12 protein-coding genes are annotated in these 22,779 nt (G+C 60.6%); 10 read left to right on the top strand and 2 right to left on the bottom strand.

Going from position 1 to position 22,779, the window contains the following annotated elements:
- Positions 1–162 precede the first annotated feature (162 nt).
- Complete coding sequence (locus IGB42_RS11310; RefSeq protein ID WP_159671576.1) at positions 163–558, top strand: hypothetical protein; 396 nt, start codon at positions 163–165, stop codon at positions 556–558.
- Positions 552–686, top strand: coding sequence for a hypothetical protein (locus IGB42_RS22445; protein ID WP_255461464.1), 135 nt, complete (start codon positions 552–554; stop codon positions 684–686). Before IGB42_RS11310 ends, IGB42_RS22445 begins: the two co-directional genes overlap by 7 nt.
- Positions 687–890: 204 nt before the next feature.
- On the opposite strand, the gene IGB42_RS11315 is transcribed toward IGB42_RS22445, so the two are convergent.
- Together IGB42_RS11315 and IGB42_RS11320 are read right to left on the bottom strand one after the other, a co-directional pair.
- A complete protein-coding gene (locus IGB42_RS11315; protein ID WP_201799905.1) occupies positions 891–1,412 on the bottom strand; it encodes a hypothetical protein in 522 nt (173 codons plus the stop codon).
- Between the two features lie 11 nt (positions 1,413–1,423).
- A complete protein-coding gene (locus IGB42_RS11320; protein WP_159671578.1) occupies positions 1,424–2,176 on the bottom strand; it encodes a DUF2092 domain-containing protein in 753 nt (250 codons plus the stop codon).
- A 477-nt stretch (positions 2,177–2,653) separates the two neighbouring features.
- On the opposite strand from IGB42_RS11320, the gene IGB42_RS11325 reads away from it, so the two are divergent.
- The 8 genes from IGB42_RS11325 to IGB42_RS11360 all read left to right on the top strand — a co-directional run bounded on the left by IGB42_RS11325 (position 2,654) and on the right by IGB42_RS11360 (position 22,738).
- Complete coding sequence (locus IGB42_RS11325) at positions 2,654–14,863, top strand: VCBS domain-containing protein (protein ID WP_159671580.1); 12,210 nt, start codon at positions 2,654–2,656, stop codon at positions 14,861–14,863.
- Between the two features lie 72 nt (positions 14,864–14,935).
- Positions 14,936–16,468, top strand: coding sequence for a TolC family protein (locus IGB42_RS11330; RefSeq protein ID WP_159671582.1), 1,533 nt, complete (start codon positions 14,936–14,938; stop codon positions 16,466–16,468).
- Positions 16,452–17,216, top strand: a complete 765-nt coding sequence (locus IGB42_RS11335; protein ID WP_159671584.1) for an efflux RND transporter periplasmic adaptor subunit — start codon at positions 16,452–16,454, stop codon at positions 17,214–17,216. Before IGB42_RS11330 ends, IGB42_RS11335 begins: the two co-directional genes overlap by 17 nt.
- Positions 17,213–18,553 (top strand): efflux RND transporter periplasmic adaptor subunit, encoded by a 1,341-nt coding sequence (locus tag IGB42_RS11340; RefSeq protein WP_159671586.1) that lies wholly within the window; start codon positions 17,213–17,215, stop codon positions 18,551–18,553. The genes IGB42_RS11335 and IGB42_RS11340 overlap by 4 nt, the downstream gene beginning before the upstream one ends.
- Positions 18,538–20,646, top strand: a complete 2,109-nt coding sequence (locus IGB42_RS11345; RefSeq protein WP_159671589.1) for an HlyD family efflux transporter periplasmic adaptor subunit — start codon at positions 18,538–18,540, stop codon at positions 20,644–20,646. Before IGB42_RS11340 ends, IGB42_RS11345 begins: the two co-directional genes overlap by 16 nt.
- Positions 20,647–21,000: 354 nt before the next feature.
- Positions 21,001–21,540: a bacterioferritin gene (locus IGB42_RS11350; RefSeq protein WP_159671591.1), complete on the top strand. Its 540-nt coding sequence runs from the start codon at positions 21,001–21,003 to the stop codon at positions 21,538–21,540.
- Positions 21,541–21,576: 36 nt separating this feature from the next.
- On the top strand, positions 21,577–22,212 hold the full coding sequence (locus IGB42_RS11355; protein WP_159671593.1) for a response regulator transcription factor: 636 nt from the start codon (positions 21,577–21,579) through the stop codon (positions 22,210–22,212).
- 94 nt (positions 22,213–22,306) lie between these two features.
- Positions 22,307–22,738 carry a response regulator gene (locus IGB42_RS11360; protein ID WP_159671595.1) on the top strand — a complete coding sequence of 144 codons (432 nt, stop codon included), beginning with the start codon at positions 22,307–22,309 and terminating at the stop codon, positions 22,736–22,738.
- Positions 22,739–22,779: the final 41 nt, after the last annotated feature.

Genomic DNA, 22,779 nt, shown 5'->3' on the forward strand with positions numbered 1-22,779 from the left:
TGTCTGAATATGTCTATATTTTTTGACTTCATTCTTTCAGATTACGCTGGTTTTTATAGGTGACGTCGACAGCAAACACTTTAGCCCCTACAGGGACGCTGGTGACTTCTGTTCGAGGGTAAACTGGAGTAAATATCAGCCGGAACGGCAAAGGCTGATCAAGTGGCTGATCGTATCGCCTTCGCATCTTTTGCAGCTTTGATCGCGCTGCTTTTCAGCAGGCAATACGCTCGGGATGGTATGCCGGAAGTTTGCAAAGGCGCGCCATATTTTCCGGTGGGGGCAATCAGGTCAAAGACTGTCTACGCTTCTAGTACCGATAAGCCGGCACTCCGCCAAACAAGCCAGGCCCCTATGCGATCAATAGTGTTTTTCTTCCTCGGCGTGACGATGCTTGTTACCGGATCCGTGCAAGCGGCTTCCGCAAGTTACCTTGCCCAAGACATTGCACCCTGTATCGTGGCGACCAGCCCCAATCGTGGCGCCTGTGTCGAAGCCGCAGCGCTGCTGGCAAAAGCAACGGAGCTGGAAATCAGCTTGAGTGTACTGCCATGCTGATGCGACTGGAGTCCGCTGGTGAAAAGCTGTACGCCAACGGTGAATTCGGCCGTATCCTGATGAAATACATGCCATTCATTCCGCAGCCGTTGCGGCTGGAAGCCCAGGCCCAAAACGCCGGCCCTTGAGGCCTTTTCTGGTCGATGGGTCGCCAGGCCCGACAATTTTGATCTGGTCCGGCCCTCACATATGGCGTTCGCTGGCGCGGCTGAAACCACTGGCACAGCATATCGCAGCATATCGATATTGCAGCATGTGCAGATCGCCACGATGAATTGAAAAGGCCCGGCACAAGCCGGGCCCTGTATCACAGCATTAACAGCAATAGCCGATCAAGGCGCATTGACGACGATATACGTCACATCGCTACCCTGATACTGCGGCTGATACCAAGTGGTGCCGCACTGCATATAGGCCACGTTGGCCCGCATCACCTGCACGCAGTTGGTTGGCAACTGGTTGGGGGTGACGATGGCGCCGACCACCGCCGCGGTTACGGCAACCGTGGCTGTCACGGCAGCTGCGGTGGCAATCGGGTGGTAATCATCATGGTAGTAACCACCATGGCGGCCGTCATTGTCGACATTGACGTTCACGTCGCGGCTGTTGTCGATGTTGACGTTGTTGTGGCTGTTATTGACGTTGGTCTTGTTGCCGACCTTGTTACCGGCATTGACCTTGTTGCCGCCGCTCACATTAGGGCGGGCGGCCGGGCGCTCGGCACGGGCGGCAGGCTTGCTTACCGATTGTTTGGCGCCACCCCTGACGTGCGGGCCTGCCTGGGCTTCCAGCGATACGCCCATGGTCATCACCGCAACGGCCAGCACCGAGAGCATGGTTGTTTTCAGCATCATGTTCATCCCCTTCATTGCGCAGCTTTCGTGATCGAAATGGCAACGTCGCCCTTGGCCGGCTTGAACGTGAAGCTGGCTGCATTCGTATCGGGTTTCAGGTTCCAACTATAGACCGCGCTGTACTCCGGGTAACTGGTATCTTCGGTGGTGGTGATCACCAGTTTGCACGGCAACGGTTTGTCCGAGTGGCTGACCCACAATTGCCAGTCAGCGCCCTCCTGACGGAAGGCCAGGTGATCACACTGCTTGCCGTTGATGGACGAAGAACCGACATAGGCGGCAGCCGTCAGTGCATCCAGCTGGCTTTGATCCTGCCCCAGCAGAAACAGATCTTCCATGGGCAGGCGCAAGCCATAGTGCTCTTCGAATTGATGCAGCGCTTCGGAAAGCGTTTCCGGCGCATCCACGGTGCCGTAATACTTCAGTGCTGGCGAGTACTGGGTGAATTTCTTGCCATTGAAGAAATAGCGGCGGTTTTGCGTATCGCTTTCCAGGCTGGCATACAGGCGGCTGCGGCCGTCCACCACCACCTGGCTGGTTCCACCCACCTTGATTTTCTGACCAGTTTCCAGCACCACGTCGCGGGTGATCTGTGCGTCCACCTTGAACTTGGGCAGGCTGCGCAGGTACTGGCCCACCTGCACCAGTTTGTCGATCACTTTCGGGTTGATGGGGTTGTCTTCTGCGGGCGCATCGTCTGCGGCCCAGGCGCTGCTTGCCAGCGGCGCCAGTAGCACGAAAAGCAACTTGGCTTTGAAGGTCATCTGCTGAATCTCCGGGTAGATAGGTCGCTGGTCCGCGCTGCGGCCCAGTATCCAAGTGTCGTGCACCACGCTAACGCATGAACTGGCCGAAAGCAACAAGACAGTCATTACCGAAAACACTTACTGTATTTTGTTGCATTGTCGTGATTTCATCCTAGCAGAGAATCAGTCAGTGAAAGTTACGCCCATATTCCTGTATGTAAAAACGCTGGGGTTTCGTCTTCAACCCTGTGCAAAAACGCATATAAAACAATATGGAACATGGCGTTATCCATATCGGGCCATCCTGGAATGGAAAGCAGGCTTGAGTGTTTCGGCTTGCGGCCGCCACTACCATTCGCCATGCAAGCAGGGGTAATATCGACTGAAAAGGGGGCTTTGGGTTTCCGGGAAACGCGCGTTTTGCCATGCAGGCGCTTGCCCGGAATGAAAGGCCGAAATCGCCGGAGTCACTACTTCAAGCGCTGGTAACAACATATGCAAATCAAACCACCCCCTGCCAAAGCCCCATTCAGCTTCCGCCCGCGCAGCCATGCATTGGCGCTCGAGCCCCGTATCCTGTTCGACGGCGCTGCAGCAGCCGCCGTCGAGCAACATCACACCGACAACGCAGACAGCAGTGCCGTCACCAGGCACGCCGCCGTTGCAGAAGCGCGCGAGCCTGCGGCAGCGCCCGCGCCGCGCAATCTGGTAGTGATGGATAGCCGGCTGGAAAACCGGGATCAATTGCTCGCCAGCCTGCCGGCCGATACCAAGGCATTGGTCGTCAATGCTGGCGAAGATGCACTCGCAGCCATTTCCAATGCGCTGGCTACGCTGGGCAAGGTCGATTCGATCCAGATCTTCTCGCACGGTGCAGCCGGGCAATTCAGCCTAGGCGATCGCAATTACACCAGCGATACGCTGCGCCAGGCATCGGCCACGCTGGCAAGCTGGCGCGGCGCACTCAATGCGGGTGCGGATATCCAACTCTATGGCTGCGACGTCGGCGCGGGCGAGGCCGGCCAGGCATTGGTGGATGAACTGGCCCGCAGCACCGGCGCCGATGTTGCGGCATCCAGCAACGATACCGGCAGTGCAACCGCCGGCGGCGACTGGGTGCTGGAAGTGCGGCATGGCAATATCGATAAAAGCCTGGCGTTGAGCGCTTCCGCCATTTCCGGCTATGACGGCTTGCTGGCCAATGCCAGCCCGACCGTCAGCCTGCCTGCGACTACCAGCGATGTGTTGATCGGCGGCCAGTTCACGTTTACCGTCAATCTGTCCAACAGCAACGCGCAAGTGGGTTTTGCACCCTTCGTTGATCTGTTCATTCCAACCACGGGCAAGGACGGTGACGACGGCATCTCGTTCGTATCAGCCAGCTTCGGCGGCCAGACGCTGATTGCGCACCAGGTCACGTTCGATGCCAGCGGCAATGCCACCCATCCACTGGCCAAGGATGCCAGCGGCAACCCATTGGTGATTACCGCAGCCAGCGTGGGCATGCGCGCCGGTGACACCATGGTGGTGCTGGAGCTGCCGTTTGCCAGCGTGTCATCGCAGCAGCCGCTGATACCGGTGGTGGTGACTGCCAGCCTGAGTGATCTGGCCGATACCGGCCTCTCCAACGGCACACCGGATCTGACCGTGAAGGCACGCGCCGGTTTCCAGTACGGCAACGATGCACTGGATAACCCGACTGCCGACCCGAGCCTTGTCGAGGCGGCCACGCATGATTTCATCGTGCACCCCACGCTGGTTTCGCTTACCCAGTCGGTGAACATGCCGGAGGGCGAAACCGCCACCGGCCCCAATTTCGAACACACGCAAACCGTGACCGTCACGCCCGCACCGGGGCAAACCATCAGCAACGTGGTAGTGACCCAGTCGTTGCCGGGCAGCATCCAGGTGACTGCGATCACGCCGGGGGCTGGCGGCACGCTGACCTCGATCACGCTCAACGATGGCCGCGTGCTGAATAACCCGACGCTGATCAACCAGGCGATAGCCAGCGATACGCTGTTCATTACCCAGTACACCGTCAGTTATGCCAGCCTGAGCGCGCCGGTGCAGAACGTGGTGCGCTTTTACGTGCCGGAAAGCGATGCCAGTGGCAACGCGGTGATCGACAGCAACACCGGCGATGATGTCACGAGTACCTTCGGCACGCCCAGCGCCAGCGGCAGATGGAAACCATTGGACCCGCGCGATGTGACCGCGCCTGCTACCACCATCGATTTTTCCGGGAACGGCGACGGGCAGAATGCCAGCTTTACCGCCAAGTCCATCACGCTGCAGAAGGCCGTTGCGGTGCAGGTTGATACCGGCAGCACCGGCATCACGCCGGGCGATACGCTCAACTACACGCTCAACATCGCGTTATCGGATTACTTCGGCTTCGGTGAAACCCGTTTTGCCAATGGCTCGTTTACCGTGATGGATACGGTCAGTGATGGGCAAACGCTGGTCGGCACGCCGACATTCAGCTTCAGCGCGCATGGCGTCACGCAAACCGTGGCGCTGGTGTACACCACCAGTACCGACGCCAATGGCGTCACCACGCTGACTTTCGACATTGCCGCCACGCTGCGCGCCATTCCCGGCCGCCTGCAAGGCGCGCTGGCCGGAGATCTGGCTGTTGATGATGTCCGAGAGGGCATTACCATGGCCGTCATCAACTACGGTGTGCTGGTGGGACAGAGCTATACCACCAACCACCCGCCGCAGAGCGAAATCAACGAGGGCGACCCGCTGGGCAATAGTGCCACGGTGACAGCTACGCTGCTGTCCGGCCCGCTCAACCTTACCGGCTTTACCGAAAGCGACAACACCACCACCACCAGCATCATTCCCACGCAGAACATCGATATCTCGGTGCTGCAGGTCAACGGTGGCGTGCCGCCCGCCAACGGCGAGCTGCGCCCCGGGGATACCGTTACTTTCCGGCTGAGCTACAACCTAGTGACTGGCGACTATGAAGCGCTGCGGTTCACCTCTTATCTGCCCTTGCCCCTGTTCGACCTGAGTGGGGTGACGTGGTCACAGGGCAATGGCGTGGGCCAGTGGTCGCTGGGTAGTGGCAATACCAATCTGGATAATTCGATCGCGGTCAGCAATGGCCCGGGCAATTCGGTGGTATTCGATTTCGGCAATTACGATACCGCTGGCACCACTGGCACACGGGTGGAGGTGACTTTCACGCTGAAAGTGGGTGACCAGCCATTTGCCGACCAGCGCTCGCTCAACGTGCTGGCGCAATCCACGCAGCTGACCACCATAGACAAGCAAACGCTGTTGTCATCCGACAGCACGCTGATCGAGTCGATTGCCGAGCCCAACCTGCAGATGAAGCACGGTGTGGTGTCGAGCAGTCACGGTACGCCTGATGTGGTCGGCTGGGCGCCGCCGGGCAGTACTGGCGTACCGTTTACCGGCCATGTGACTGACCTTTCCAGCATAGACGGCAATGTGACCGGGCTGGACGCAGGCGATCAGGTGCGTCTGGTGACTGCCATCGAGAACACCGGTGGTGGCGGAGCCTACGATGTAGCCACCAGCATCACCTTGCCAACCGATCTCGCTTTCGTTGGCGGTAACCTGGCCAGCGCCAATCTGTTGATCTACCGCGGCAACGGTGTGGCACTGGTTGCCGGGCAAGATTACAGCGTAGCCGGCAACACCATCACCTTCCTCGACCAGGGCAGCGTGCCGTCACTGCTCCCGGGTCGTCCCGGTACCACTGCGGATACCAATGGCGGCAACGTGATCGTGATCACCTACGATACCGTGGTGGCCGCGAATATCGACGCCAGCCGCACGCTGCAAAGCACCGCCACGCTGAGTAATTACGCCAGCGTGGATGGCGGCACCGACTTTACACCGGTCGACCTGACCGACCTGGCATCCGAGCAGATTGCCGCGCCGGAAGTTCGCATGACCTTTGCCGGCGGTAGCCTCGACAATGGCGACTCCAGCGCCACTCACACCAATGGCAATGAGCTGGTAGTGGGTGAGGGCATGCGTTACGACATCATTGTCACGCTGCCGGAAGGCAATACCCGATCGTTGCGCCTGGATGATCTGGTGCCTCCTGGCATGCGGCTGGATACCAGCTTCAATGGCGGTCTGGGTTATGAGCTGATCACCACGGTTGCGGGCAGCGCGGCACTGACGGCGGATTTCAACGGCACCGTCACCGCGGGTGCGCTGGGCGCGGCACCGGGCGATGTGCTGGCCGATCTGGGCAAGGATGGCGTGGATGCACGCATCACCTTCAGCGCATCGGATGCAGTCAGCGACAATGTCACCGGCAACAACAGCTTCGTGATCCGCGTGCAACTGGTGGTCAGCAATACCATCGATAACCAGGCCAACCGCGCGCTGGCCAACGATGCACGGCTGGTATTCAGTGATCCGGACGGTGATACGCCCAACGGCGTGGCAGCGGTCGACCGCACGGTGGCGCTGACCGGTGGCAAGCCGACGGCGGTACTGCGCGAACCCACGCTACAGATCATTCCAAGCGCGCTGCACAAGGGCGGCTACGGCGTAGACGAGGGCAATCTGGTCGAATACACGATTGAAATCCGCAATGGCAGTGCCAGCACGGACTTCGATGCGTTCGATATCAGTTTTGCCGATACCTTGCCCACGCAGCTTTCCAACCTCACATTGATCGGCGTTACCTACCAGGGCAGCGCCACCAACAATGGTGGTGCTGATTTCGAACTGGTGGGCGGGCAGTTGCGCACGGTGGCCGGTGCCAACGTCGATATCGCCAAAGGCAGCAGCATCGTGCTGCGTGTGGCCGGTACGGTGAATGCCACCGCCGCCAATACGCCATCCTTCGATAACCTTGCCACAGTGCAATGGACCAGCCTGAACGGCACGGCGAACAATACCGCCGATCCGGCCGGCGAGCGCACCGGCCTGGATGGCCTGCCGGCTACCGGCATCCTCAATGACTACCGCACGACCGCACACCTGGTGGTGCCGGTGGCGCAGGCGACGGGCATCTCACGCGTGGGCGGGCTGCCTGACACGGCAGCGGCCAATCCCACGTATACCGATCATGAACCGGTGACCATTGGCGAGATCGTCCGCTACCGCGTAGTCAACCTGCTACCAGAGGGGCAGGCAAACAGCTATCAACTGCGGGTTACTTTGGCCAATGGCCTGGACTTCATGCAGGATGGTACGGTACGTATTGCCTTCATTTCCAGTTCCGGCATCGAAACCAGCGTCACTGGCCTGATCACCGGCGGTACCTTGCAGATTGTCGGCAACCAGAACAACGCGGAGGCGCTGCCCATTTCCGCCACGCTGGCCGGGCCGTCGCCCACCGGTGTGCTGGCCAGCAGCAATATCGTGGTCAACCCGCTGGGTGGTGGCAATACCGAGGTGCTGTTCAATCTGGGCACGCTGATCAACCACGATGCCGATGCCGATCTGGAAGGCATCTCGATCGAGTTCAATGCCCGCGTCAACAACCAGGCATCCAACATTGCCGGCGTGCAGCTGGCGGTTACCGCGCAGGCGCTGGCAGCGGGCAATCCGCTATCCATCATGGATACCGTATACCAGGATATCGTCGAACCCGCTTTTACCGGGCTGGATAAGCACATCATCGACTTCAACCCGAATCCGTCCGGTACTACCGGCACGGCAACGGTTGAGGTCAGCTTTACCGAGAACGGTGGTCTGGCAGCGTTCAATACTCATCTGACCGACAGTTTTCCTGGTGGCAGCAACTACATTCTCGGCAGCATCAAGATTGGCAATACCAGTTACACCCCCGGTAATTTGCCGGCGGGTGTGAGCGTGAGTACCAGTGGCGGCCTGACGGTTGATTTCGCCAAGATCGATGTCGGCACCAAGGTCAGCGTGGTGTACCAGGTGACTGTGCCCAATAGCGGTATCATTGCCAGCAGCAATGCCAGCCTCACCTGGTCCAGCTTGGCGGAAACCTTCACCGCATGGGGCGGCTCCAGCGTGGGGGCGGATAGTACTGTCGCTGGCGAGCGCACCGGCAGTGGTGTGGCGCCGAATACCTATGTGCTGAGCGAAGGCGCGGGCTTGGGTGTGATCAGCGGCAAGCTGTGGGACGATACTGCCAGCGCGGATGCCAGCACCACGCCGGATGGCGTGGGCCTGCCGGGCCAGACTGTCACGCTGACCTGGGGCGGGCTCGATGGTGACCTGACTACAACCGCAGACAACAAGACTTTCACCACCACCACTGATCTCGGTGGCCAGTACCGCTTCGGCGTATTGCCATCCGGCGTGTTCCGTATCGATACCCCCACCGGCACCATCAGCTACCCGCAACCCATCGGTGACTTGCGCGTGCGTATCGACAGCGATGCCGCCAGCCCGCTGGGGCGCGTCGACATCGCGCTGGGTGAGGGCACCAGCGCCATTGCCAACGCCGGTTATGTGCAGCAGAACGATGCGCCGGTGAATCATCTGCCCGCAGCTGCCAGCGCACAGGAAGACACTGCGCAATTGATCAGTGGCCTGTCGATCAGCGACGTGGATGCGGGCACCCGCCCGGTGCAGGTGATCCTGAGCGTGCTGCAGGGCACGCTGTACTTTTCCAGCCCGACCGCCGGTGTGACAGTGCTGGGTGAAAACAGCGCGGCAGTCACCTTGCAGGGCAGCGTGACCGCGATCAATGCCGCGCTGGCCAAGCTCACCTATCTGGGCAATGCCGACTTCAATGGCAGCGATACGCTGACGATCTCCACCAATGACTTCGGCGCGTTCGGTGATCATGACGGCGATGGCATGCCGGGCGAAAGCGCGGACGATGCGTTGTTCGATCTGGATATGCTGAGCATCACCGTCAATGCGGTCAACGATGTCCCGGTGGCCAATGACGATACCGCTACTGCTGTTGAGGCCGGTGGTACCAATAATGGCCAGGTGGGTGTCGATCCGCGCGGCAACGTACTGGGCAACGACAGCGATGTGGACGTCGCCACCAATAGCGACCGCTTGCGCGTCAGCAAGGCAGGGGTACACAGCGGGACCCAGCAAACCATTACCGATGGTGCCCAGATCATCATTGCCGGCCAGTACGGCAATCTGGTGATTTCGTCGGGCGGCGGCTACCAGTACGTGGTCGACAACAGCAATGCCGCAGTGCAGGCATTGCGCACCAGCGGCCAGACGTTGACAGAGCAATTCGACTACACATTGTCTGATCTGGGCGGACTGACCGATAGTGCCGTGCTTACTGTCACCCTCCGGGGGGCCAATGACGCGCCAACCGCCGTCAGCGATAGCGGCTTTGCAGTGGAAGCGGGCGGCGTTGCCAATGGCAGTGGCGGTAGCGATGCAACCGGCAATGTCATGACCAATGACAGTGATGTGGATGGTGGCGAGTTCGGCACCTTGCCGGCCAACGGCGAAGCGCTGACCGTGACCGGGGTGCGTGGCATCGATGACCAGCTATATGGCCCGCCCACGCTGGTGCCGCCTGGCAGCGACAGCAGCAATGGCGCCAGCATTGCCGGCCAGTTCGGCACGCTGTACCTGGGTGCGGACGGCAGCTACCGCTATGTGATCGACAACAACAATATCACCGTGCAACGGCTGGGTACCGGGCAGACCCTGCAGGAAGTATTCAGCTATCGGCTGACCGATCTGGCCGGCCTGAACAGCATTGCCAATCTCAACATCCAGGTGCGCGGCAATAACGATAACCCGGTGGCCAGCAACGATGTGGCGCAGGCGCAGGCCAAGTCCAGCGCGCCCAACTCGCAGGAAAGCAACCCGATAGGCAATGTGATCACCAGTCCCAGCCGGCCGGGCAATACGGACAACGGCGTGGATTCGGATGTGGATGCTGCAGACCGGCCCAATACACGACTGCGTGTAGGGGGCGTGCGCACCGGCACCGAGGCTGCCGTAGGCGCGCTGACCAGCGTGGCAATCGGTAGTACCGCCACTGCCAACGCCACGGTGATTGTCGGCACCTATGGCACTTTGACCATCGGTGCCGATGGCTCGTACAGCTATGACGTGGACAGCACCAATGCAGCGGTCATTGCCCACTCGGCGATTGACCCGCCCTTGATCGACAGCTTTACTTACCAACTGGTCGATACCGCCAGCCTGACCGATCTGGGTGAGTTGAATGTGACCGTGTTCGGCGTCAATGACCCGCCGGTTGCTCAGAACGCCATCGCACTGGTCATGGAAAAAGGCGGCATCAACGACAGCACGCCGGGCCGGGATATCACCAACGGCACCGTGTTGCTGCGCGATCATGACCCGGACGGCGACCCGTTGACGGTGACCGCCATCCGCACCGGTGCTGAAACCGATATCGGTGGTACGTCCGGCACCATCGGCCAGCCGCTGATCGGTCTGTATGGCACACTGACCCTGCGTGCCGACGGCAGCTACGACTACACGGTGGATAACAGCAATCTTGCAGTGCAGGCGCTGCGCCAAGGCGATTTGCTGGTGGAACGCTTTACCTACACGGTGACTGACAGCAACAGTGTCAGTGATCAGGCGGAATTGATTGTCGTGGTCAGCGGGCAGAACGATGTCCCGGAGGCCGGGGACGACAACGCCACCGCGATCGAAGCCGGCGGCCGTAACAATGACCAGTCGGGCACGGACCCAACCGGCAACGTACTGACCAACGATTTCGACGACGATGGCGGCGAGCATGCCGGCGACGTAGCTGATTACGGCGAGACGCAGGCCGTTTCTTCGGTGCGCACCGGTACCGAGGCAGGTATAGGCACCAACGGGGTGGTGGGTAGCGAGCTGCGCGGCAGCTATGGCTGGTTGACGCTGAATGCGGACGGTAGCTACAGCTACCGCGTCGATAACAGCATGACGGCCGTACAGGCACTGCGCAGTAGCGCCAATACGCTCAGCGACAGTTTCAGCTATACGGTGATTGACGCTGCAGGCACCACAGATCGCGCCACGCTCAATGTCACCATCCGGGGCGCCAACGATACGCCGGTGGCGAAGGATGATGCAGGCACTGCCATCGAGGCTGGCGGCATTGCCAACGGCACGCCCGGCAGCAATGCCACGGGCAATGTGCTGGCCAATGATCAGGACGTAGATGCCTTCGGTGAAACGCTGAACGTAACCGGGGTGGGCAAGGGCATACGCAATGGCACGCTGGGCAGCCCGTTTGCCGGCGACTACGGTAGCCTGACGCTTAACGCCAACGGCAGCTACACCTATGTGGTCGACAACAGCAATCCGCTGGTCGAGGCTTTGCGCACCAGTGGTCAGACACTGAGCGAGACTTTCAACTACACCATCAAGGACTTGAATGGCGCCAGCAGCACCGCGGTGCTGACCATCACCATCGAAGGCCGCGACGATACGCCGGTTGGTCGTGACGATACCGGCCTGGCCACGGAAGCTGGCGGTCACCATAACGACCTTGCTGGCAGCAACCCCACCGGTAATGTGCTGAGCAATGACAGCGATGTCGATACTGGTGAAAAAGGTACGTTGGATGGCATACGTACCGGCGGCGAAAATACTGCGGGCACCCTGATCGCTATCGGCGGAGGCGTCACGCTGAATGGTCGCTATGGCACGCTGGCCATCGCTGCGGACGGCAGCTACTACTACTTCGTAGACGATAGCAAACCCGCTGTCGATGCGCTCAAGCCGGGGGATTTTCTGGTCGATGTATTCACCTACAGTGGCCACGACAAGGCAGGGGCTACCGATACCGCAGAATTGCGCATCATCATCAACGGGGCATGGGACGCCCCGGTGGGCAAGCTTGATGTCGCCTATGCGGTGCCCGATAGCGATACCGCCAGCGAAATCAGCCCCAGCGGCAACGTACTCACCAATGACCGCGACGTGGATACCGGCGACAGTCTGGTGGTCAGCGGCATACGCACCGGGCACCCCGCGGATGCGGCTGTGCCGACCGGGGTCAACCCGGGCACCAGCAACGCCGATGGCACGCTGGTGCAGGGGACTTATGGCCAGTTGATCATCGGGGCCGATGGCACGTACACCTATCACGTAGATTCCAGCAACCCGGCCATCCAGAACATGGGGCCGCTGGACTTCGTCAACGAGCCTTTCACCTACGAGGTCAAGGATCTGGGGGGCCAGACCACGCTGGTGCAACTGACCATCGTGATACGTGGCCGCAACGAGGCGCCGGTGGGGGTGGATGACAGCGCCACCGCCATCGAAGCTGGCGGCATCGCCAATACGACACCGGGAGTCAACCCGAGCGGCAATGTCCTGAGCAACGACAGCGATATCGATGCGCAAGCATTGACCGTGACGGCAATCCGCACCGGGGATGAGTCTGGCAGCGGAGCCACCAGTGCGGTGGGCACTGCGCTGCGCGGCCAATATGGCACCTTGACCATCAATGCCGACGGGAGTTGGCATTACGAACTGGATAACAGCCAGCCGGAAGTCGAGGCGCTGCGTACCGGTGGCAATACGCTGGTCGATACATTCACCTATACCTTCCAGGATATCTGGCAGGTGCAAGACCAGGCCGTGCTGCGCATTACCATCCAGGGCAGCGATGATTACCCGCTTGCATCTGACGATTCCGGGGTCGCGGTCGAAGCGGGTGGCGTGCGGAACAGTACCCCCGGCAGCGATGCCACTGGCAATGTGGTGGCCAACGACAGCGATATCGATAGTCCGCTGTATGGGGAAACACTGGACGTGGCCTCGGTTACCAACAGCAGGGGGCAAACTGCTTCAGCTGGCACCAGTCTTGATGGTCTGTATGGCACATTGGTGATCGATGCGGACGGCAGCTATCGCTACCAGGTGGATAACAGCAATCCCACAGTGGAAGCGCTGCGCACCGCCAACGACACTCTTGGCGAAACGTTCAGCTATCGTCTTGTCGATGCTGCAGGCGCAGAAACGGAAGCGCGCCTCACCATCCGGATACAGGGCGCCAATGACAACCCGCGCGCGCAGGATGACGGCGCATTTGCCAGTGAGGCCGCACCCCTCGTGCAGGGCCAGGTACTGCCGAATGACGCCGATGTCGATGCCAACGACCGCAACGCCGTGGTGGGGATTCGCACCGGGGCGGAAGCAGGCTCCGGCGTGGCTGGCACAGTGGGCCAGCCCTTGGCTGGGCTATACGGCACGCTGGTTCTGAACGCGGACGGCAGTTATACCTACCTGGTGGATGTCAATAATCCTGCCGTGCAGAATGCGGTTGATAACACGCTGGTAGAAACGTTTACCTATACCGTTGAGGATCTCCTGCATGCAACGGATACCGCCACGCTGCGCATAGTCATTGCAGGTAATCGCGGTGGCGGCGGCACCGGTGACGAGCTGGTTGCCAACGACGATGCAGGCAGGGCGATCGAGGCCGGCGGGGTATTCAATACCACGCCAGGGGCGGACGCGCTGGGTAATGTGCTGAACAACGATATCTCGCCATTGGGCGAAGCCGTCAATGTGGTGTCGGTCAGCAATGGCAGCGGGCAAACCGCACAGGCTGGCACCCAGTTGCAGGGCCAGTATGGCACGCTGCTGATCAGTGCCGATGGCAGCTACCGCTATCAGGTGGACAACAGCAATCCCACGGTGGAAGCGCTGCGTACACCCGAAAATACCGTCAGTGACACATTTACCTACCGGGTGCGGGATACGACGGGTGCAGAAAGTACCGCACGGCTGACCATCCAGATTCAGGGTGCCAACGACAACCCGCGCGCGCAGGATGACAGCGCAATCGCCAGCGAGGCGGCCTCGGTGCCACAGGTGCGTGGTCAGGTGCTGAGCAATGATGGTGAGGTGGATGCCAACGACAGCCAGACCGTAGTGAAGATCCGCACCGGGGTGGAAGCGGGTTCCGGGACGGATGGCGTGGTAGGGCAGCCACTGGCGGGGCTATACGGGACGCTGATCCTGAATGCGGATGGCAGTTACACCTACCGGATCGATGCCGGCAACCCTGCGGTGCAAGCCGCGGTGCGCACCGGGCAGATACTGCAGGACAGCTTTACCTACACCGTGGTGGATCGCATCAACGCGCCTGATCAGGCCACGCTGGTGATCTATCTGGATCCGTCCACGCCCAATCCGCCGGTCACACCGGAGCAGGGCGGCGGGCATCAGAATCATGGACTGGACTACGCACCGGGTCAGCAGGCATTGCCGGACGTCGATCCGATCGTGTTCGTCTCGCCGGAAGTGGAACGCAACGCGTTGCTGGAGCAGATTTCCGGTCGGCAATCCGATGGCAGCGATATCGGCTGGCTGCTGGACCGCGGCATACGCAGCAGTTCGCTTGGCGCAGGGCTGGGGCAGATCGATGGCCAGTTCGTTGCTCGCAGCGTGAGCATCAGCCAGATGGGCAGCGACATCGATCTGGCATGGATACTGGGTCGTCCCGAACGGCTGGGCCTGGGTGCGGATGGCCTGCTGATGGATCCATCGCTGTTCACCATCGATGCGGACGACATGTTCCAGATACCCACCGCGCCGGAGCACGCCACACCGGAGCGGACCGCGCCCGAGCGTACGGCCCCGAACCGCACGATGCCCAATCGCGCCAGCAGTGTCGATGTACCGCCACCGGTTGCGCAGAACTTCCGCAGCCAGCTTCAGGTAGCCGCACGGCAAATGCATCTGCCGCTGCTGGCAGTAACGGACACGACAACCGCGCAGGAAAAAAACGGAGCAATCCCTGTTGGAAATACCTGACCCACGCGCCCGCCAGCACTGCCGGGCAAAACCGCATGCCATACCGGCAACAGAGACCACAGGAGCCTGCCCATGCCCAAGCAAACCGTAACCCGCATCAGCGTGCTGACGGGTTTCGCGTTGATGCTCAGCGCCTGCGCATCGATGGACCCCAAGCCGATGACCAAGGACGAATACCGGCAACGTGTCGTGGATGACCAGACCGCCATGTACAAGGATCAGGAGCCGGTAACGGCGCCGATCACCTTCTACGATGCGGCCGCACGGGCGCTGAAATACAATCTGGATTACCGGCTCAAGCTGCTGGAGAGCGCGCTGGCAGCAGACCTGCGCGATGTTTCCAGCCACGAGATGCTGCCCAGGGTGGTGGCCGCTGCCGGGTACCGCGGGCGCAGCAATGATTCTGGCGGTACGTCGATCGGTATCGAGGACGGCCAGGAAAGCTTGCGGGCATCGACTTCCGAAGAGCGCTACCGCACGGTGGCCGATCTGGGTCTGAGCTGGAGCCTGCTCGACTTCGGCGTTGCCTATTATCGCACCCAGCAGAAATCCAACCAGATACTCATGGCCGAAGAGCGCCGCCGGCGCGTGGCGCAGAATGTATTGCAGGATGTGCGCAATGCCTATTGGCGTGCGCTGGCCGCGCAACGCTTGCAGCCAGAGGTCGACCAATTGCTGGCGCGCACACGCAAGGCGCTGCAAGCAGCACAGGAAGCCGAAACCAAGGGCTTGCTGCCACGCCAGGAAGTGCTGGCCTACCAGCGCGCACTGCTCGATTCCATGTCGCTGTTGTCGGTGCGCCGCCAGGATCTGGAGTTCGCGCAATCCGAACTGATTGCACTGATGTCGCTGCCGCCGGGCTCGAAGCTGATACTGGCCGATGGCCCGGAGCAGACGCTGCCGGCGCTGAGCGCCGATATCGGCGTACTGGAACAGCTGGCCATGGAACAGCGCCCGGAAATCATGGAAGAGTGGTACCGCAAGCGCGTGAACGAAAACGATATCAAGATCGCCAAGGCACAGCTGTGGCCGAATGTAGGTCTGGACTGGAGCGCGCAATACGATTCCAACCAGTATCTGTACAACAATCACTGGTCGCAAGTCGGGGTGCAGGTTTCGCTGAACCTGCTCAAGCTGCTGCAATATCCATCGCTCAATGCATCGGGCGAATCGCAGGCTAAGACGGATGACATGCGCCGCATTGCATTGTCGATGGCCATCCTCACCCAGGCGCGGGTTGGCGCGCTGCGCTATCAACTGGCAAGGCAAGAGGTGGAGTTCTCCAACCAGAGCTTGCGTGTAGATCGCAACCTGCTCGATTACGCCCGCGCCGCACGCAAGACCACGCTGGGATCGGAGCTGGAAGTGATCCGTGCCGAAGGGCGCTACCTGCTGGCACGCTACCAGCGCGAAGCCGCGTATTCCAATGCGCAGGCTGCATGGGGCCGACTGTACAACTCGGTGGGGTTCGACGTGTTGCCAGAAGCGATCGCCAAGGATGACGTGAAGACGCTGGCGCTCGCCATCGAGAAAACCCACACCGAACAGCAACAATACCGCTTGCAAGCAAGCCAGACCGGGAGTGCCAATGCGCCGGCTCAGTAGCCCTTTTTTTTGTGCCGTCCTGCTCTCTGCCGGATTCAACGCTGGTCATGCAGCAAAAGCCGCAAGCGACGATGCACAAGCCGATCCCAATGCAATGCGCGTGCTGCTTGCCCCCAAGATGGAAACCACGCTGTCCAGCCAGATGAATGGCACCATCAGCGATCTGAATATTACGCTCGGCAAACGGGTTGCCAAAGGGGCGGTGCTGGCCCAGCTCGATTGCAGCGAAGTATTGGCGCGGGGCAACGTGACCAAGGCCGAACTGAATATGGCGAAGCAGAATTTGGCCGCCAAGCATGGTTTGCAACAACTGGATGCCGCCGGTGAAATCGAGGTGGCGCTGGCCACCACGGAAGTGGAAAAAGCCAATGGCGCGCTGGCGCTGAACAAGGCACAGCAGGGTTATTGCAAGGTATTGGCGCCGTTCAGTGGGCGGGTGGCCAAGGTCTATGTAAAGGCCTACCAGACCGTTGCGGCCGGTACGCCGGTGGTTGACCTGGTGAGCGATGGCCCGCTCAAGGTCAGGCTCAATGTGCCATCAACGTTATTGAAGAAAATGAAGCCCGGTACCCGGCTCGATGTCTCCATCCATGAAACCGGCAATACCTATCCAGCGCGGGTCAGCGCCATCAATGCCCGGGTCGATGCTGTTGCGCAGACTGTCGAGCTGGAAGCGCAGCTCGATGCCGCCAATCCGGAGCTGATCGCAGGCATGAGCGGCGTGGCCCGTTTTCCGGCTGCGCAATGACAGAAAGGTTGCCGCACCCGCAGTTGCTGCTCAGCCTGGATCAGTTGCGTGATCGCGCGCTGGCAGCGGAAACACTGAACGCACTGGCTTTTTCCATGGCCAATGACCTGTATCCGTTGTTGCATTTCCGGCAGGCGCTGGTATTGGCCGAGCATGGCAAGCGATTTGAACTGCTGGCCATTTCCGGCCTGGTGAAGCCCGAGGAAGATTCACCTTACCTGATCTGGCTGCCGCGCGCGGTACGCTGGCTGGCCGCGCAGTTGCAGGATGCCGAGCCGCACTGGCTGGCGCGCGATGCGCTGGATGTGCCGCCCGAGGTGGCAGAAGGCTGGGCAGAGTGGTGGCCAGCCGGCATCTGGACGGTGCCCTTGCATCAGCAGGATGGCAAACGCCTGGGCGTATTGCTGGTGCTGCTGGATGAGCCGCCAGCCGAGCCACTGCTGCCGTTGCTGCGCGGCCTATGGCAAACCTGGGCTTATTGCTGGGCGGCCTTGTTGCGCCGGCAGCGTCGTTTGCCCTGGCAACCCAACCGTCGCCATTGGGCGCTGGCCGGCCTGCTGGTGGCGGCGCTGGCATTCATCCCGGTACGCCAGACCGTATTGGCCCCGGCAGAGGTTGTTTCGCGTGAGGCGCAGATCATCAGTTCGCCAGTCGATGGCGTGATCGAGCGCATCACCGTGCGGCCTAACCAGGTGGTCGCGCAGGGCGCCTTGCTGTTTTCTCTGGATGAAACCAGCTTGCGCAGTCGTGTCGACGTATTGACCAAGCAGGTAGCAGTGGCGGATGCGGAGCTCATGGCAGCCAGCCAGCGTGCATTCGACAACGCACAAAGCAAGAGTGAACTGGCGGTACTTGGCGGCGTGGCGCAACAACGGCGTGCCGAGCTGGAGGCCACCATGGCGCAATTGAAACGGACCCAGGTTGTTGCGCCCAAGGCCGGCGTGGCTGTTTTCAGCGACCCGAATGACTGGCAGGGCAAACCGGTAGTGACAGGCGAGCGCATCCTGCAACTGGCTGACCCGGCCAAACCCGCCATGCTGATCCAGTTGCCGGTAGCGGATGCCATTGCGCTGGAAACCGGGGCGGAAGTCACGCTCTACCTCACAACCTACCCCTTGTCGCCGCTGAATGGCAAAGTGCTGGAAACCAGCTATCAAGCCAAGCCCAGCGACGATGGCGTGATGGCCTACCGGCTGCTGGCCAGCGTGGATGGCTTGCCCGAACATGCCCGGCTGGGGCTGCATGGCACCGCCAAGCTATATGGCCAACGCGTCAGCCTGGGCTATTACCTGCTGCGCCGGCCGCTGGCGGCGGTACGTGCATGGACGGGCTGGTAGTGCAACAGGCACAGGCCATACCTGCATTGCGGGAAGACTTGCGGCTGAGCGAAACGCGTGCCGGCAGTGACGGTGAGCCCACCTGGGTGATCCAGGATACGGTGCTGAACCGCTTTTACCGTATCGGCTGGCTGGAATTCGAATTCCTGGTGCGCTGGGGCGCGCCCGCCGCAGAAATTTGCGAGCAGATCGCCGCGCAGACGGCGTTGCGGCCGGAACCCGATCAGGTCGAGACATTCGGTCATTTCCTCGAACAGCACCAGTTGCTCCGGCCCAGCCCGCAAGCGCTGGCCAGGATGCAGCAGCGTGATGAAGCGGGGCAGGGCTGGCTGACCTGGCGCTGGTGGCTGCATCACTACCTGTTTTTCCGCATTCCGCTGCTGCACCCGCAACAGCCATTGGCGTGGCTGGCGGCCCGGCTGGGCTGGCTGTTCAGCCCGGCGGCCGGCATCACGGTCGTCCTGCTCAGCCTGCTGGGCGTGGTGATGGTGCTGCACCAGTGGGATACCTTTGCCACCGCGGTGGTCGAATCGTTCTCCACCGAAGGGTTGCTCAGCTTTGCGCTGGCGCTGCTGGTGGCCAAGACGCTGCACGAGCTGGCGCATGCGCTGGTGGCCACGCGGCTGGGCCTGCGCGTTGCCCATATGGGCGTAGCTTTCGTGGTGATGTGGCCGATGCTCTACACCGATACTGGCGAGAGCTGGCGACTGCGCAACGCGCGCCAGCGGCTGGCCATCGCCTCGGCCGGCATCCTGTGCGAGCTGGCGCTGGCGGGCCTCGCCACGCTGGGCTGGGCACTGTGCGAGCCCGGGGCGTTGCGCAATGCGCTGCTGTATCTGGCTACCACCAGCTGGATATTGTCGCTGGCGCTCAATGCCAGCCCGTTCATGCGCTTCGATGGTTATTTCATCCTGTCCGATCTGCTGGATTTTCCCAATCTGCATGAGCGCGCGTCGGCCATGGCACGGGCAGCCATCCGGCGTACGCTGCTGGGCCTGCCCGAGGCATGGCCAGAGCCATTTGCCCCGCAGCAGCGGCGCTTGCTGGTGGCTTTTGCGCTGATCACCTGGCTGTACCGGCTGACGCTCTTCCTCGGCATCGCGGTGACCGTTTACCTGTTCTTCTTCAAACTGCTGGGCATTTTCCTGTTCGGCGTGGAAATCACCTGGTTCATCATGATGCCCATCTGGCGCGAACTGAAATACTGGTGGGCGCATCGCGCCAGCGTGCAGACCGGCCGGCGCTGGCTGTTCTGGGGCCTGCTGGGTGTCTTGCTATTACTGCTGGCCTTGCCGTGGCGCACGCAAGTACATGGCTTTGGTGTGGCCCGCTCGGAAAATCAGTTGCGTGTCTTTGCGCCTTTCGCCGCCCGCCTGCAATCCATTCATCCCATCGGGCAGGTGCAAGCGAAAGATACGCTGATCACGCTGGATGAACCGGATATTGCATCGCGCATGCGCAGCAGCGAAGCCGGTTTGCGTGGCTACCAAGCAAGGCTGGCCGGGCTGATTGCCGATGCCGCCGGGCTGGATCAGCAGGCTGTCACGCGCCAGCGCCTGAGCGTGCAGGTCGAGGAGGCACAAGCTGCCCGTTCCGAGATCGCCCGCCTGAAGCTGCAGGCGCCGTTTGCCGGCCAGTGGCAGGACGTCAACCCGGGATGGCACAGCGGCCAATGGCTGAACGCCCGCGAACCCATCGGCATCCTGATCGACCCGGCGCATTGGCAGATAGATGCCTATGTGAGGCAGGAGGATGTACAACGGCTGGCAACGGGGCGTCATGTACGTTTTTACCCCAATGGGCAGCCGGACCCGTTATCCGGTCGGGTGATTGCCATCGCCAGCACGCGTGCCAAGCAGCTTGCCCACCCGATGCTGGCTTCACGTTTCAATGGCCCCATCGTGGTTACCGCAGAACGCGATGTGCTGATTCCCAATCCTGCTGTGTTTCATGTACTGATACAGCTTGATACCGCCCCGCCAGCGCTGAGGGAAACGCGGGGTCAATTGCAGATTGATGGTGATCGTCGCAGTCTGTTGGGCGAGGCTGGTACCTATTTGCTGGCCGCACTGCTGCGTGAGAGCGGCTTCTGATTTAACCGGTGCTGCAGCGGGGAAGCCGCGCCGGACAGCAATCGCACCATGGCAAGCAATCACCCCGTCTGCCCGTCTGCTGCACGACGCCTGCCTACATCCGGTGCTTCCATACCGCTTCACGGATTCTGACCGGGCTGTGCGCCCGATATGTGAGCCCATTCCTACAACACCTTCAGTGACTTCGGGATACGGGCTGTTGCGCCGGGCGGTTACAGTGCAATCACAGGAAAATCACCGGTGTTGCTCAAGCAGGTAATCGCCGGGCAAGCATCGCAGTAACCAGAAAGGGAGTAATCCGGTTCAGCGGTGCCGATCGGGAAAGCTGCCAGTGCAAATAACAAGGAGTACCCCATGTCCGTGTCCGAAGCATTTGCAATCAATATCGACCAGATCCGTGCCAATGCACGTCAGCAGGTTCTGGATGGTGCCAAGACCTTCACTTATCAAGGTGATGTGGAAGAGGTCATCCGCCAGCTCAACAGCGCATTGGCTACAGAGCTGGTATGCGTGCTGCGCTACAAGCTGCACCATTTTTCCGCGAAGGGCATCCACTCCGAATCCATTGCGGAAGAGTTTGCCGTGCACGCAGCTGAAGAGCTGTCGCACGCCGATCAACTGGCAGAACGGATCGTGCAACTGGGCGGCACGCCCAATTTCTCGCCGGAAGGCCTGTTGCAACGCAGTCATGCCGATTACGTGGCGGTTTCGCAGCTATCCGAAATGATCCGCGAAAATCTGGTGGCTGAGCGCATCGCCATCGATACCTACCGTGAACTGATCCGCTTCATCGGCGACAAGGATCCGACCACCCGCCGGCTGCTGGAAGACATTCTTGCGGTCGAGGAAAAACACGCCGACGAGCTGGCCGACTGGCTGACTCGTGCGCACTGATCCTTACTCCAGATTTCACTCATCGGGAATGATGCAATGAAAAAACGCATACTGCTGGTGGACGACCACAGCATCGTCCGTAACGGGCTGCGCTCGCTGATCGAGCTCGAAGACGACCTGTCCGTCACAGCTGAAGCGGCTTCCGGCATGGAGGCCTTGCAACTGGTGCGCAAGCAGGATTTCGACATCGCCATCCTGGATATCTCCATGCCGCACAAGAACGGTGTGGATACCTTGCGCGATCTGCAGCGCATCAAGCCGGAACTGGCTGTGCTGATCCTCAGCGGCTATTCGGAAGAGCAATACGCACTCAACCTGATCCGCTCCGGTTGCCGTGGTTACCTGTCCAAGGATGCCAACCCGGAAGAAATCATCAAGGCCATCCGCACCATCTGCAATGGTCGCCGTTATCTGTCGGTAGAGCTGGCGGACTTGCTGGCACGCGAGTTGACCAAGCCCAGCGACAAACGCCTGCACGAAATGCTCTCGCAGCGCGAATTCCAGGTGTTCTACAAGCTGGCCAGTGGCAAATCGCCCACCGAGATTGCCAACGAACTGTTCCTCAGCGTGAAGACCGTCAGCACCTATCGGGCACGCGTGCTGGAAAAAATGAATCTGAAAACCAACGCGGATCTTACCTATTACTCGATCAAGAACGAGTTGATCACCTGAGTGATTGACCAGTTGGGCAAAGCGGTCCGGTTTTCCTGTAGTGCGTTTGATTGATCCGGGGGTTTATCCATGACAAAGAATCCAAAAGGCCAGCGTGGATACATTTAATGCAACCCCCGCAGCAGTGCGGCCCCGTATCGATGTATTGCTGGTGGAAGATTCGCCATTGATACGCGATACGCTGGTCGAAGCCTTCAACAGCTCGGGCCTGATCGTGACGCGCGGCTTTGCAGCGACTGCCAAGCAGGCGATCCACGCACTGCAGTCGGCGCATTTCGATATGGCGGTGATCGACCTCGAACTCGAGGAAGGCACCGGCTTTGATGTCCTGAATCACATTGCGGAAACGCAGGGAGACAACCCGCCATTCCGGGTGGTGCTCACCAACCATGCGTTCCCGCTTTACGAAAAACGTGCTCGTCAGTTGGGCATCGATCATTTCTTCGATAAATCGATGCATTTCGATGATGCCGTGACAGCCATTGAAAAAGAGGCGGCGCGTCTGCTCGGCACGGCACCGGCCTGAGCCAGATCCGATTGCCGACACCGTCTCGCAGCAAGCGAGGA

The sequence above is a fragment of the Andreprevotia sp. IGB-42 genome (genome assembly GCF_009848685.1).
Lineage (GTDB): Bacteria > Pseudomonadota > Gammaproteobacteria > Burkholderiales > Chitinibacteraceae > Andreprevotia.